11 protein-coding genes are annotated in these 13,724 nt (G+C 46.6%); all 11 read right to left on the reverse strand.

The genetic code is table 11. The features are described from left to right. Positions 1 to 42: 42 nt before the first annotated feature. Positions 43 to 1,197, reverse strand: coding sequence for a cell division protein FtsZ (gene ftsZ / locus B3S86_RS08630; protein ID WP_029342137.1), 1,155 nt, complete (start codon positions 1,195 to 1,197; stop codon positions 43 to 45). 48 nt (positions 1,198 to 1,245) lie between these two features. Continuing rightward, a complete protein-coding gene (gene ftsA / locus B3S86_RS08635; protein WP_290751537.1) occupies positions 1,246 to 2,550 on the reverse strand; it encodes a cell division protein FtsA in 1,305 nt (434 codons plus the stop codon). Positions 2,551 to 2,779: 229 nt separating this feature from the next. Then, complete coding sequence (locus B3S86_RS08640) at positions 2,780 to 3,559, reverse strand: cell division protein FtsQ/DivIB (protein ID WP_290751541.1); 780 nt, start codon at positions 3,557 to 3,559, stop codon at positions 2,780 to 2,782. A 60-nt stretch (positions 3,560 to 3,619) separates the two neighbouring features. Continuing rightward, positions 3,620 to 4,714, reverse strand: coding sequence for an undecaprenyldiphospho-muramoylpentapeptide beta-N-acetylglucosaminyltransferase (murG, locus tag B3S86_RS08645; protein ID WP_035406803.1), 1,095 nt, complete (start codon positions 4,712 to 4,714; stop codon positions 3,620 to 3,622). Further along, the gene (gene murD, locus B3S86_RS08650) at positions 4,711 to 6,057 is read right to left on the reverse strand and encodes a UDP-N-acetylmuramoyl-L-alanine--D-glutamate ligase (RefSeq protein ID WP_290751545.1); all 1,347 of its coding nucleotides are present in this window, start codon (positions 6,055 to 6,057) and stop codon (positions 4,711 to 4,713) included. The genes murG and murD overlap by 4 nt, the downstream gene beginning before the upstream one ends. 33 nt (positions 6,058 to 6,090) lie before the next feature. Further along, positions 6,091 to 7,053 carry a phospho-N-acetylmuramoyl-pentapeptide-transferase gene (gene mraY, locus B3S86_RS08655; RefSeq protein WP_035406797.1) on the reverse strand — a complete coding sequence of 321 codons (963 nt, stop codon included), beginning with the start codon at positions 7,051 to 7,053 and terminating at the stop codon, positions 6,091 to 6,093. A 22-nt stretch (positions 7,054 to 7,075) separates the two neighbouring features. Continuing rightward, on the reverse strand, positions 7,076 to 8,395 hold the full coding sequence (locus tag B3S86_RS08660) for a UDP-N-acetylmuramoyl-tripeptide--D-alanyl-D-alanine ligase (protein ID WP_290751551.1): 1,320 nt from the start codon (positions 8,393 to 8,395) through the stop codon (positions 7,076 to 7,078). A gap of 108 nt (positions 8,396 to 8,503) precedes the next feature. Then, positions 8,504 to 10,516, reverse strand: a complete 2,013-nt coding sequence (locus tag B3S86_RS08665; RefSeq protein ID WP_290751555.1) for a penicillin-binding protein — start codon at positions 10,514 to 10,516, stop codon at positions 8,504 to 8,506. A gap of 122 nt (positions 10,517 to 10,638) precedes the next feature. Further along, positions 10,639 to 11,025, reverse strand: coding sequence for a cell division protein FtsL (gene ftsL / locus B3S86_RS08670; RefSeq protein ID WP_023468808.1), 387 nt, complete (start codon positions 11,023 to 11,025; stop codon positions 10,639 to 10,641). Between the two features lie 13 nt (positions 11,026 to 11,038). Then, complete coding sequence (rsmH, locus tag B3S86_RS08675; RefSeq protein WP_056062348.1) at positions 11,039 to 11,977, reverse strand: 16S rRNA (cytosine(1402)-N(4))-methyltransferase RsmH; 939 nt, start codon at positions 11,975 to 11,977, stop codon at positions 11,039 to 11,041. Between the two features lie 161 nt (positions 11,978 to 12,138). After that, positions 12,139 to 13,701 carry a bacillithiol biosynthesis cysteine-adding enzyme BshC gene (gene bshC, locus B3S86_RS08680; protein ID WP_290751560.1) on the reverse strand — a complete coding sequence of 521 codons (1,563 nt, stop codon included), beginning with the start codon at positions 13,699 to 13,701 and terminating at the stop codon, positions 12,139 to 12,141. Positions 13,702 to 13,724: the final 23 nt, after the last annotated feature.

Raw genomic sequence — 13,724 nt, forward strand, 5'->3', positions numbered from 1 at the left:
GCGACACCTCTTGGTTTAGCAGTCGTGTCACTGGAACATCGATCAACGATTATTCCGGCGAAGGAAAGATGGGATGTCCATCGTTTCTTCGACATCTGGCGCTTTAGCTGGTTCAGGATTTGAGCTGACAGGCGTCTCTTCGACTTGTGGTTTAGACTCCTCTGTTGGTGGTGGAGTCGCTTGTTTTTTCTTCAATAGGTTTTTCATCATCTCTTGTGCGGATGGAATTTCGAAGTCGAGTGGTTCGTTTTCGAATTCCGTCGCGATGACTGTGACGATGATTTCATCTTCTAGGTTATCATTGATGACCGAACCGAAGATCAAGTTAACTTCCTCATCTGCTGCACTTTGAACGATCTGTGCGGCTTCCGTTACTTCATACAAGCTGAGGTTCGCACTACCCGTGATGTTCATTAGAACACCTTTCGCGCCTTCGATTGATGTTTCAAGCAATGGACTTGAAATCGCTTTTTTAGCGGCTTCCGTCGCGCGATGTTCACCTGTTGCGACACCTACACCCATCAAAGCAGAACCTTTTTCAGTCATGATCGTCTTCACATCGGCGAAGTCGAGGTTGATTAGACCAGGAACGGCAATCAAGTCCGTGATACCCTGTACACCTTGACGTAAGACGTTATCCGCTTCTTTGAACGCTTCAAGCATCGGTGTGTTCCGATCGACGATTTCAAGCAACTTATCATTCGGGATGACGATCAACGTATCGACTTTTTCTTTGAAGTTCTGGACACCAGAAACAGCATGTTGCATCCGTTTACGTCCTTCGAACATGAATGGCTTTGTCACGACACCGACTGTCAATGCGCCGATTTCTTTTGAAATCTCAGCGATGACTGGAGCAGCTCCTGTTCCAGTTCCGCCACCCATACCGGCTGTGACGAAGACCATGTCAGCTCCTGAAAGGATTTCTGTTAATTGTTCACGGCTCTCTTCTGCCGCTTTTTTACCGATTTCCGGATTTGCACCCGCACCGAGACCACGTGTCAATTTTGCGCCGAGTTGTAATTTCACGTCAGCTTGTGACATGTTCAATGCCTGAGCGTCTGTGTTTACAGCGATGAACTCTACGCCTTGGACACCGTGTTCAATCATTCGGTTGACGGCGTTCGAACCGCCACCGCCTACACCGATGACCTTGATTTTTGCTACTTGGTCCATCATTTCATCAAAATGCAACATAAAAAGGGCCCCCTAATATTTTTTACTCATTGGATTTTTTTGTAGGCATTAACCAAAGAATTTCTCAAAGAAACTACTGAATGACTTTTTCTCTTTTGGAGGCTGTTCACGCGTTGGTCGTTCTTCACGAGCAGGTGATGCCTGTTCGTTCATGAGCAGTGCATCCTGCTCACGTCCGGATGTTACGACTTCTTTCTCTTCTGCCCGGTCGAAACCTGATTTCGATACGGCGCTTCTTGAGAGTACATAACGTAACATACCAGCTGCAACGGCATACTTCGGATGACGAATACCAAGACTAGCAGGCTGATAAACATTGACGCTCTGCTTGAAAATCCGTTTTCCGAGCTGATCGATGCCAGGTAGTGAAGAACTTCCACCACATAAGATCAAGCCGCTATTCATGTGAGCGTATCCCGCTTGCGTCATTCGTTTTTGAATCATCTCGAAGATTTCCTCAAGTCGCGCTTCTAAAACGAATCCGATCTCTGATTGTGGTTCGAAACGATGTTCCCCGTTGATCGTGACGTATGAGACTTTCTCCTCCGGATCACCGAGTGCTTCGAGTGCAACGCCGTATTCTTCTTTAGCGAGTTTCGCATCTTGGTATTTGCAGTTCATCTTGTACGTCAAATCACGTGTCAGATGATCTCCACCGTAAGGCAACGTCGTCGAGTAGACGAGATCGTTCTTTTCATAGATGGAAAGCGTCGTCGTCTCATGTCCGATATCGATGATCCCAACACCGAGTTCTAGTTCATCAATCGATGCTGCGATTCTAGATACCGCTAAACTCTCCAGCACATATCCAGCAAGCTCTAAACCAGCCCGTTCAATGGAACGTTTAATGCTATGTAGGATCGTCTTCGCTCCGATGATGAGCTTCCCTGTTACTTCGAGACGATAACCAATCATTCCTCTTGGATCAGTGATTTCTGTTTGCTGATCAACCGTAAACGTCTTCGGCAAGACATCAACTACACTGAGTTCATTTGGAATTCGCATGACCATCGCAGAATGCAAGACATCTTTCACATCATCATCCGTGATTTCATTGTCCTCACCTTTGATTGACGTCATCCCCTGGCAATCCTTGACTTGAATGTGCTCGCCCGAAATAGCGACATATACTTCACCAATTGGTTCACCAAGTGTACGTTCCACTTCTGTGACCGCTTGTTTAATGGCATGTACCGTTTGATCGATGTCAACGATGACACCTCGTTTAACACCCGCGGATGGTGCAGAACCTTCAGCAAGAACGTTCAGCGTTCCACCAAGTAGTTCACCGACGATGAGCTTCACCTCCGATGTCCCAATGTCGAGTGCGGCAATCGTACCTTTCGTTTCCATGGGAGTGACACCTCCACTTTCATAATACTAATCCTTTTTATTCCTAATTATATTCTAGGAATAGATCAGGCTTCTTCTCGTTTAAGTCTACACTATATAAATACTTACGAAAAGAAGTTATTGCCCGTCTTAGCGTCCTAATAGATTACGATTTGATGACGATTCAAATAAAGGTCGACGAATGAAAACACATGTTTGTTTTTTTGTTCGTCAGCCCTTTACGAATCTTCTATTTTTTCCCTTTATATGGTTTGAAATAGATACCACCATCAATTGTAATTGTTCCTGTCTTTCCTTTTGGTAAGGCAGAAATGACCTTTACATATTCATTCAATGAATTAGAAAAGGCAGAAGTACTTAGCAAAACCGTATTCCCATCCGTCATGAACAACTTCAGACCACCTTTGTCAGTCTTATCATTAGCGACGATCTCGGATATCCGGCTCCGTACTTTCGGCTCGATTTTAACAAGCTCCTTCGTCAATCGATTTAGAGATTGATCGGTGAAGCCAGTCAGGATCGGAGCGTCAAACAATTCTTCCTTCGACTTACCGGGAATGATCGTTCCATCCGCAAGGACGATCCGGTCTCCCGGTTTATCTTTCGCATAGGCAATCTCTTTCTCTTCCGTCACCGTCACGCGATATTGGTGCAAAAATTGCTTTTGCATCGTTGCTTCTTGAATACCTGGGACCTTCTCAATCCGTTCAAGAACGTCTTCCTCTGACACATTAAAGGCATGTGTCTCTTTCACCTTGATCCCGGATGCTTGCAAAATATCCTCTGATTTCACATTGACGTTACCATCAACATCAAATCGAGCGACCCGGGAATAGCTTGACTGCAGATAAAAGACGACACCGACCAATAGACCAATCAAAATCAGGACATAAATGAGTCTTCGGTTAGCTTTTTTGCGACGTTGTTCACGGATATAAGGTATCTTATCCTCGAGACTGCGGACGTTCTTGTCCTCTTGCGGTCGTCCGACCGCTCTCCGTTCCCTCACGTCTCATTCCTCCTCTATACGTAACAGTTCATTTCCCTATCGGTCTTTTCCTGCAATAGTTTAGTTTTTTTGTCCTGTTAGTCGTAACAATTCATCAACTAAGTCTCGTGATGCATTCGGCATACCGAGCGCAAGTGCTGCTTCAGACATCTTTTGTTGTTGCGCCAATGCTTTTTCACATGCATCAAATAACCGTTCACCTGTCAGTTCTTGTTCACGAATCAATAGACTCGCACCTGTCTCGACGAGCGATGAGGCATTGACTTCTTGATGGTTTTCCGTCACGTAAGGACTTGGAATGAGGACACTCGGTAGCCCAAGCGTCGTCAGTTCTGCTAATGTACTTGCTCCCGAACGCGAAATGACAAGTTGACTTGCTTTTAGGATGTTCGGTAAATCATATACAAATGGACGCAGTTGAATGCGTTCAGGTACTGAGCCAACGCGTGAAACAATCGTATCGTAATGAATCTGACCCGTAACGAAGAGGAGCGACCATCCGGCTTGTTCAACTTTCGGCATCATGTCGACGACTGCTTCATTGATGGCAGGCGCACCACGACTACCACCATAGATGACGACGAGTGGACGCCCTTCCTCGAAACCGAAACGTTGACGCTCTTCCGTTGGGTTGATTTGTAACTCCGCTACTTCAGAAGCGCGTGGGTTTCCGATCAGAACCGTCTTTGTTTCGTTTTTACCGAAGTGATGACCGGATCCTTTGAAGGATAATGCGACACGGTCCACATAACGCGCTAAAAATTTATTGGTGATACCGGGAAGACTGTTTTGTTCATGAACGAGTGTCTTAAAACCCATTTTTGCTGCCGTGTACAGAACAGGTCCACAGACGAACCCACCTGTACCGACGACAATATCCGGTTGGAACTGGCGCAGTAGTCGGCGAACCCGTCGGACACTCTTGACGAACCGGATACCCGTCTTGACGTTCTCGAACGACAGCGAACGACGGATGCCAGAGATCTCAATCGATTCAAATGGAATTCCTGCCCGACGGACGATATCCGCTTCGAGACCGTTTTCTGTTCCGATATAGAGGACCTCACACGGCATGCGTTCTTCGAGCTCTCGGATCATGGCAAGTGCCGGATAGATGTGACCACCTGTACCGCCACCAGAGACGACGATTTTCATACTGTTGTTCCCCCTACTTCATGTACGGCACGAACGAAATGATCGCCGCGCTCTTCATATGTCTTATACTGATCCCAACTTGCGGATGCTGGTGATAAAAGAATGATGTCTCCAGGTTGTGATACTTCAAACGCTACTTTCACGGCTTCATCCATCGTCTTGACGACCGTTGATGAATAGCCGTTTTCAGATGCAAGCGTTCCGAAGCGATGTCCGGTTTCTCCCAGTCCGATGACATGTTTGACGTGCTTCATCGCATCGAGTAGCGGTGTCAAATCCGCTCCACGCTCGAGCCCACCACATAACCAGATGATGTTTGTCGTGAATCCAGATAGGGCTGCTTCTGTCGCGACGTTATTCGTCGCTTTCGAATCGTTATAAACTTTTCGACCAGCAATTTCACCGACGAACTGTGTCCGGTGCTCTACTCCTCCGAATGTCCGTAGCACATGCTGGACATTCGCTAATGGTAAGTCGAATGGTTCGACGAGCGCTAAGGCCGCGAGGACGTTCTCAACATTGTGACCACCACCGAGAGCAAGTTCTTTGACGGGTAGAATACTCGATCCATTGATCGTCAACACATCATTCACTATTTCTGCATAAGCAGATTGACGACGTGAGAATAGGAGCGGCGTCACATTTGCTGTCTTACCGAGCTCGTTGACCGATGCATCATCAGCGTTCAAGATAAGCCGATCCGAAGATGTCATGTTTTTGAAAATCCGAGCTTTTGCTTCTCCGTATGATTCAAAATCACCATGATAATCGAGATGTGCCGGTGATAGATTTAAAAAGGCTGCTGTGTATGGTCGGAACTGATCGATCCCCATCAATTGAAAACTCGATAATTCAATGACGATGATGTCATCTCGTTTCGCCTGACGTGCGATTTCAATTGCCGGGAATCCAATGTTTCCTGCCAAATGCACACGTCGAGACCCTGTTTTCAACAATTCATGAACGAGTGTCGTCGTCGTCGTTTTCCCGTTTGATCCTGTGATAGCAATCCACGTCGCATCTGTTGCGTGATACGCCAGTTCCACCTCTGTCCAAACGGGAATGTTGCGTCGTAATGCTTCTTGTAACAATTCGATCTGATACGGAATCCCTGGATTCTTGACGATCAAATCGATGTCATCGAGTAGTGTAAGCGGATGCCCACCATAAACCGTTTGGACATCGAGTGATGCAAGCACTGCTTGATCACTCTCGGACGGTGTTTTCCCGTCATTCACTGTCACTTCTGCACCTACGCTCGCTAAATAACGAGCGGCTGCGATTCCACTTTTCGCCGTTCCGAGAACGAGCACCTTTTGATCATTCCATTGTCGTTGTTCCATTGTTGAATCGCTCACTTTCTCTCTTCGTTTTTATCACATAAATACGTAGGCGATGAATGCCATCAAACAGCTGATTCCTGCGAATGTACCGACAATCCGCCATTCGCTCCAACCAACCATTTCAAAATGGTGATGAATCGGACTCATTTTAAAGATACGTTTCCCTGTCGTCTTAAATGAGATGACTTGTAGAATGACAGATAGTGTCTCTACAACGAAGACAATGCCGATCAAGACAAGGAGAAGTTCTAGTTTTAGGACAATCGATAGACCTGCTAGTGCGGCACCGAGTGCAAGGGACCCTGTGTCGCCCATGAAGATTTTTGCTGGATGAGCATTGAATAAAAGGAATCCAATTAGGGCACCAACTGCTGAGAAGGCAAAACAAGCAGCACCCACTTCATCCGCGATGAACCAACTGTACAAACCGAAGAAGAGGAATGTCGGAATCGCCGTAAACGATACGAGACCGTCTAACCCGTCTGTCAAGTTGACAGCATTCGAGAATCCGACTAACCAGAATAAGGCAACGAACGGATAGATGATACCAAAATCAAGTTTGAAGTCTGTGAATGGAATCGACAGATACGTCGCGTCACTCGTAAATCCACCACTCAACCAAACGAATAACAATCCGACGACGATTTGCCCAATCAGTTTTTGCTTCGAATTCAAGCCGAGATTACGCTTCTTGACGACTTTGATGTAGTCATCGATGAAACCAATCGCACCATATGCAAGTGTTAAAAAGAGTAACGATAACTGTGTCGTTGATAAATCACCCATGACGATTGCTCCAAGAACACTGACGATCATCGCGACGAGAATGACGATTCCGCCCATCGTTGGCGTTCCCGATTTGACCTGATGCCATTGAGGTCCTTCTTCCCGAATTTCCTGACCGAACTTCAATCGGTGTAGAAACGGAATTGCCTTTGGCATAACAAGTAGTACAACAAGAAATGCAAGAATAAGACTGATGAATAATGTGATCATAGCAGACACCCTTTTTCAAAAATTAGTTTTCGTTCAGATAGGTCAATATCCGTTCGAGCGCCATCCCACGTGACGCTTTCAATAAAACGATTGTTCGTTCTCCAAGCAGCGAACGCAATTGTTCAGCAGCATCCTCAACAGTTGCCGCAAATTGGATTTGGACGGATGGGTCGCTGATTCCTTCAGCAATCCACGCGCCTTTCTCCCCTACTAGAATAGCATGCGAGACCGGTAACGTAATCCGCTTTCCGACCGAGGCATGTAACAAGCGTTCCTGGTCTCCTAGTTCATACATATCGCCGAGCACGAGAACGCGCGTCGTATACCCTTCTAATGCAGTGATTGTCTCAATCGCTGCATTCATCGATGTCGGACTTGCGTTATACGCATCGTTGATGACCGCCGTCTCCTCAAAGAGCAGTCGTTCCATCCGCATTGGTGTCAGTTCAACCGCGTCGAATCCTTCTTGGATCCGGGCATCCGTCACGCCAAGCGCGCGCGCTGTCGCAATCGCGTACGCTGCATTTCGGACTTGGTGTTTTCCTAACACAGGCAGATGAAAGGCAGTACCATCGTAAGCAAAGGCTGTTCCGAAAAATGTTGCTTCTGTCGTCTCGATCCGGTACGTATTCCCAATCTGATAACCGATTTTCTCCGCTTCGACTTCTGCTAGAAGTGGTTCATCCCCATCAACGAACAGATGACCTCCTGGTTTAAGACCAGACCGAATCTCAAGCTTTGCTTTGGCGATTCCACTACGTCCACCGACTTGCTCCGCATGGGATTCACCGATGTTCGTGACGAGCGCAATATCTGGTTCAGCAAGATTCGATAAGAATTCGATATCGCCAAAACCGTTCATTCCCATTTCCAGTACGGCGACTTCCGTGTCAGCCGGCATCATGAGAATCGTTAACGGCATCCCGATATCCGAATTGAAGTTCCCTTGTGTCTTATGTGTCTTGAACGTTGTCTTGAGTACACTTTCGACCATGTCTTTCGTCGATGTCTTGCCATTCGATCCAGTGATGGCAACGATTTTTGGTGCAATCCGCATTAAGTATTGCTTAGCGATCTCTTGCAAGGCAACCAGTGGTTCATCGACTTCTAAGAAAACGACATCGATGTCCGGTCGATCAATCCCTCTCTTCCATAAGGTGACGATCGCTCCTTGATTTTTTGCGCCTTCCAGGAAGCGATGACCATCGACGCGTGCTCCTTGAATCGGAACATAGAGACCATCTTCAAGATGTGCGCGTGAATCCGTTGCGAAGTGGCGGACGACCCGCTCGTCTCTGACATCAAGATGCAGCCACTCAGCAATTTGCGTAATTGTTAACATGATATATACCTCCATTCGATGACAGCAAAAGAGGACGAATGCAAAAGTCAACGAATGACTCCTGTTCGTCCTCGTCTTCCTGTAGAAATCAGGAAACTTGCCCCACCGTTATTCTTTAGGTTCAGCTAGTTCGACCGTCAACTTTCCATTTTCCTTCACTAGTGTACCAGTTCGAGCTGATTGTTTGGTTACAAAACCTTTACCGATGACATCGAGCTTCAAGTCATATAAGCTGACGAGCTTTTTGACGTCTCGCTGCGACCACCCCGTCAGATTCGGCATCTTAAATGTGTTCGCCGTCTTCAGCAAGACACGTTCTCCACTGACGAATTCTTGACCACGAGACGGAATCTGCGAAACGACCTCCGCTCCATCCCCAAGGATGATTGGAACAGCTTCTTGTTCTTTCGCCAAATCCGTTGCTTGTCGAGCGCTCTTCTTGATATAGCTCGGCGTAATCTTCGCTTTGACATCCACCGAATCTTTTTGCGTTTCCGGTTGAATGCTCCGGTACTGTAATGCTGTATTCATGACACTTTTGAACACCGGACTCATGATGAGTGGTCCTGAAACCGATGATTCATTTTTTGACGGACGATCGACCGCGATGTACATGATCAATTCCGGATCATCTTTTGGTGCCATGCCGATGAACGAGTGAATGAATTTTCCTTGAATGTACTTTCCATTCTCAGAAATTTGAGCTGTACCGGTCTTACCGATGACACGGTAGTCTTTCAACTTGTACATTTGACCCGTTCCGATTTTACTGTTGACGACACCGTCCAGTGCATCCCGCGTCGCTTTGGCCGCCTCTGCCGAAATTGGCTTACCGACGACTTCTGTTTTCGCTCGGTAAGGTGCTTTATCCGTATGATCAGCTTTTTGGATGATATGCGGTTTGACCATTTCACCGTCACCAGCAATTGCTGTTGCCCCTTGGAGCAATTGCATTGGTGTGACTGCAGTCGATTGTCCCCATGAAGTGATGAGCGCATTCAGCGGTTTTGACAAATCAGACTGACTGTTTACTTCTCCCGAGATGTCTATACCCGTTCGTTGGTCAAAATGAAACTTCTTAAAGTATTCTTTATACCGTTCGATCCCAAGTTTTTCTGCTGTCAACTTCGAGAACATGACGTTCGAGGAGTGATAGACGCCCTCGATCATCGGAATTGTGCCCCAACCAACATCATTGTAATCCTTGATGACCGTTCCTTTGTAATTATAGCTACCCGATTTATACTTCTCGTTCGGACGGAAGACTCCCGCATCAATCGCTGCTGCGAGCGTAAAAATCTTCATCGTTGAACCCGGTTCGAATCGTGAGGATACGGCGAAGTTCGTAAAATCTTTCATGTCACGTAAATTCGGGTTGAACGATGGCCGATCCGCCATGGCAAGGATTTCACCAGTCTTCGCATCCATGACGATACCCGTTGCGTTTTTCGGCTTATACGTGTTGTACATTTTTTGCATCTGTTTCTCAAGCGACTGTTGAATGCGATGATCGATTGTCAAGTACAGATTCGATCCGTCCTTCGGTTCATTCGAGACACGTGAAGAACCTTGGATCAACGGATTACCACTCCGGTCTTTCTCGAAGACGCGTGCACCGTAAGACTCACTCAAGGCATTATCATACTGTTTTTCGATCCCCATTTGTCCCTGTAACGCGACACGACCATTCTCCTCGGTGATCTTTTGGACGAATCCGAGTGTATCGGACAAGAAGATACCGTTCGGATAGTATCGTTTTGGCTCTTCGATCATCCGGATTCCAGGGAGTTTTAACTTGTCGATCTTCTCTTTTTGATCGAGTGTTAAGTCATTTCCCTTTTTTCCGAATTCGATTTGCGAACGTTCTTTGTTCTCAATCAAATAGGTTTCCAGTTCTTTCGCCGTCATTCCAAGTATCGGTGCAAGACCTTCAGCCGTCTTTTTGAAGTCGACGATCGTCTCATCCGGATCCTTGACGCCACCTAGTCGGTAAATACCAATCAGGTGATACGACGGAACATTAATGGCGATTGGAGAACCGAGACGGTCAAAAATTTCACCGCGTTCTGCCCCAAGCGTCTCCTGGGACTCCCATCGCTTTTTCTCAGCATAGGCAATCATATCTTCCCCATGGAATTGTTTAGTTGTCGCTAAGTATAAAAATCTGCCAATAAACACAAAAAAGAGAGTAGCAAATATCACCATGATAAAGGCTACTCTCCAACGGGATTTTTTCAGTGGATTCATTTAGGAATCACCTTGATGTTCCCTTTACGCATATCAAGACCCTGTTCTTTTGCAATCTTATAAATCCGTTCCGGAGAGCTTAAGTTCGTGACCTCTAGTTGTAAACGTTCATTTTCTTTTTTGAGTGACTGTGTGACTTGGTTTTCTTTCGCTAAGTCACGACTGACATTGTACGCCTCGTTGTGCGTACTGATCGTCAAACTCCCAAATAACACAAGACCACCAATCATCGCACTGTATAAGAATTTTTCAAAGGGATACAAGCGATACTTCGGACGGACGGCGACGCGACGTGCGATATCTTCCGTCTTCCGTGGTTCCTGAACAGGTTGTTGACGAACGGGTTGAACCGTTTGGACCGATTTACGAAGTGGTTCTGCCATTGGAATGCTCCTCTCAAGATTCTTTCATTTTTTCAGCGATTCGTAATTTTGCCGATCGAGCGCGACGATTATCATCCAGCTCTTCGACACCAGCTGTAATCGGCTTGCGTGTGACGAGTCGGAGTTCGGGCTCCATCTCGACCGGTATCATCGGCAAGCCCGGTGGAAGCTCGGGTAGTGATGATTTTTCTTTGATCGCCTGTTTACACATACGATCTTCAAGTGAATGGAACGTAATGACACATAAACGTCCACCAACCCGTAATACATCAATTGCTTGGTGTACCGCACGGTCAAAGACGTTCAATTCGTCATTGACGGCAATTCGGATCGCTTGGAACGTCCGTTTCGCAGGGTGACCACCTTTACGTCGTGCTGGTGCTGGAATCGCATCCTTGATCAATTCGACGAGTTCGAACGTCGTCTCAATTGGTTGCTCTTCCCGCGCTTTTTCGATTTTGCGTGCAATTTGTTTTGAGAACTTCTCTTCCCCGTATGTAAAGAAGATACGTACGAGATCATTGTAAGACCATTCATTGACGACTTCGTAGGCAGAAAGTGGAGAAGATTGATCCATGCGCATGTCGAGACGTGCATCGTGATTGTAACTAAATCCCCGTTCCCCTTCGTCTAATTGTGGTGAAGAGACACCAAGATCGAATAAGATGCCGTCTACTTTCTCGACGCCATGTGCTGCTAATTGCTCTTTTAGATAAGCAAAATTACTCTTTATTAAAGTAAAGCGACCTTCATACGCCGCGAGACGTTCTGCTGCATGAGCAAGGGCGACATCATCTTGATCAAATGCGTATAGATGACCTGTCGTCAGTTGTTTGACGATCTCTTCGCTATGTCCTGCTCCACCTAATGTACAATCGACGTAAATACCGTCGGGTTTAATCGCGAGTCCTTCGATTGACTCCCATTTCAATACCGTTTCATGCTCAAACATGTCCTGCCTCACCTTTCACTGTCCTTGAAGGACGTTACTCTTTTTCAATGTATCACATTCTCTCATGAAAACGTTACGAAAATGAGACAGTTTCCTTGATTTATTTAACTTTTGTGTAATTTTCGCTAAAAAATCAAAAAAACCTGCTTGTTTCAGCAGGTTTAAAGGAAAATTTTCAGTTGTTCAGCCGCATTTGCCTCATAAGCGTTCCTTAAGTCCCGAACAAAATCAGGACCATGATGATTCAACCACGGTAAGATGGAGTGAATCCTTTCTTGTGGCGCTCCATCCGGTAGCAAATGATAGGCCGTTTCTTTATACTGTCGCGTCTGTCGATCAAATTGACGTCGATCTTCTGCTAACAAACTAGCAATCGATTGTTCGAGTTGTTTCTTGATTTTCTCACTCTTACTCGAAGTTCGCAGTAGCTGATGTTCGAGCGAAAGAAACTCGGAGACGAAGCTATCTTTCAGCATCGCTGCCGTCTGCAGGCGCCCTGTCATCTGCTCTTCCGAATAGACGGGAATCGGAACGCCTGACCGGACGATCTCTTCGAGTGATACGTCGAGTTTCATAAGCCGTTTTTCATCGCTATGACGCACGAGTAATCCGCCCATACGAGGGATCAATAACGGCATCGTCCACTTCAGATGGTGAAACAGTGGGCGTAAGCGCGTCCAGTAAGCTAATTCTCCCGGTCCACCAATGTAGGCAAGCGTCGGGAACAGATAATCCTGCATCAATGGTCGGGTCACGACACTGTTTGAGAATCGTTCCGGACTGGCGTACAGTAACGCGATTAATTCAAGTTCTGTATACTGCTTCCCTTGTTTCGTCTCAAATCCGCTTGCTGTCGGATAAAGCAACTGACGACCGTGATCATCGATGAAAAGATGCGCGGCCTCCTCGTTCAAGAATGTGTCGGGTAATTCTTTCGTCTGTGTTATTCCGTCCGTCAATGCCTGTCTGAATTCCGCATTGTCTTGAATCAACCGTTCAAAAAACGGAATCTCGAGTTCACGGACAGGGTGTGTATCAGCATCAAAGAAGACGATATCGAAATCGATCAATTCGCCGATTAATTGTGAGAAAAACATGCCATACGATGTACATTCTTCAACGAGTTGTTTCAGCCGCGCAACTAATCGTTTCGTGTGGATCGTCTCCGGCATTGCCCGGAACGTTTCTTCAATGATTTCTAGAAGTGCCGGCTGATCAAAAGACAAGCGACTGACCGAGCGGGCAATCGTTTCCGCAGGGGCGACTGCGATTTTTCGCGTTTGAAAATCTGCTGTCGGAACATAAACATGATTGATCTCATCAAAATCGTGATCTTCGGTCGCGAGCCAAAAAATTGGAACGACAGGGCGATCAAGTGTCGCTTCCGCCTGCTGCGCGACCTTAAGACAGGTCAACAGTTTATAGATGGCATATAATGGTCCGCCAAAGATGCCGGTTTGTTGCCCTGTGACCACAGCTTGTGCCTCACCTGTACGAAGTTTCGCGACACGCTCCCGCAATCGCTCCGTCATATTTGGATTTTGGCGTTCGAGTTCGTCCGTTAGCGCCGCAAGATGCGGATAGTGACGCTCTTCAAGTAAGCGGCTTCTCGACGCTAAACCACTCGTTCCGAGGTGATCGACATATGTTAAGAATTCTTCTCGTGAAGCACGATGCATCAGCGAGTTGTCATCATATAAGGCTTCAAATGGTTGTACCTTCAAACAAAATCCCTTCTTTCTTACCT

The sequence above is a fragment of the Exiguobacterium sp. UBA3968 genome (assembly GCF_002385115.1).
Lineage (GTDB): Bacteria > Bacillota > Bacilli > Exiguobacteriales > Exiguobacteriaceae > Exiguobacterium_A.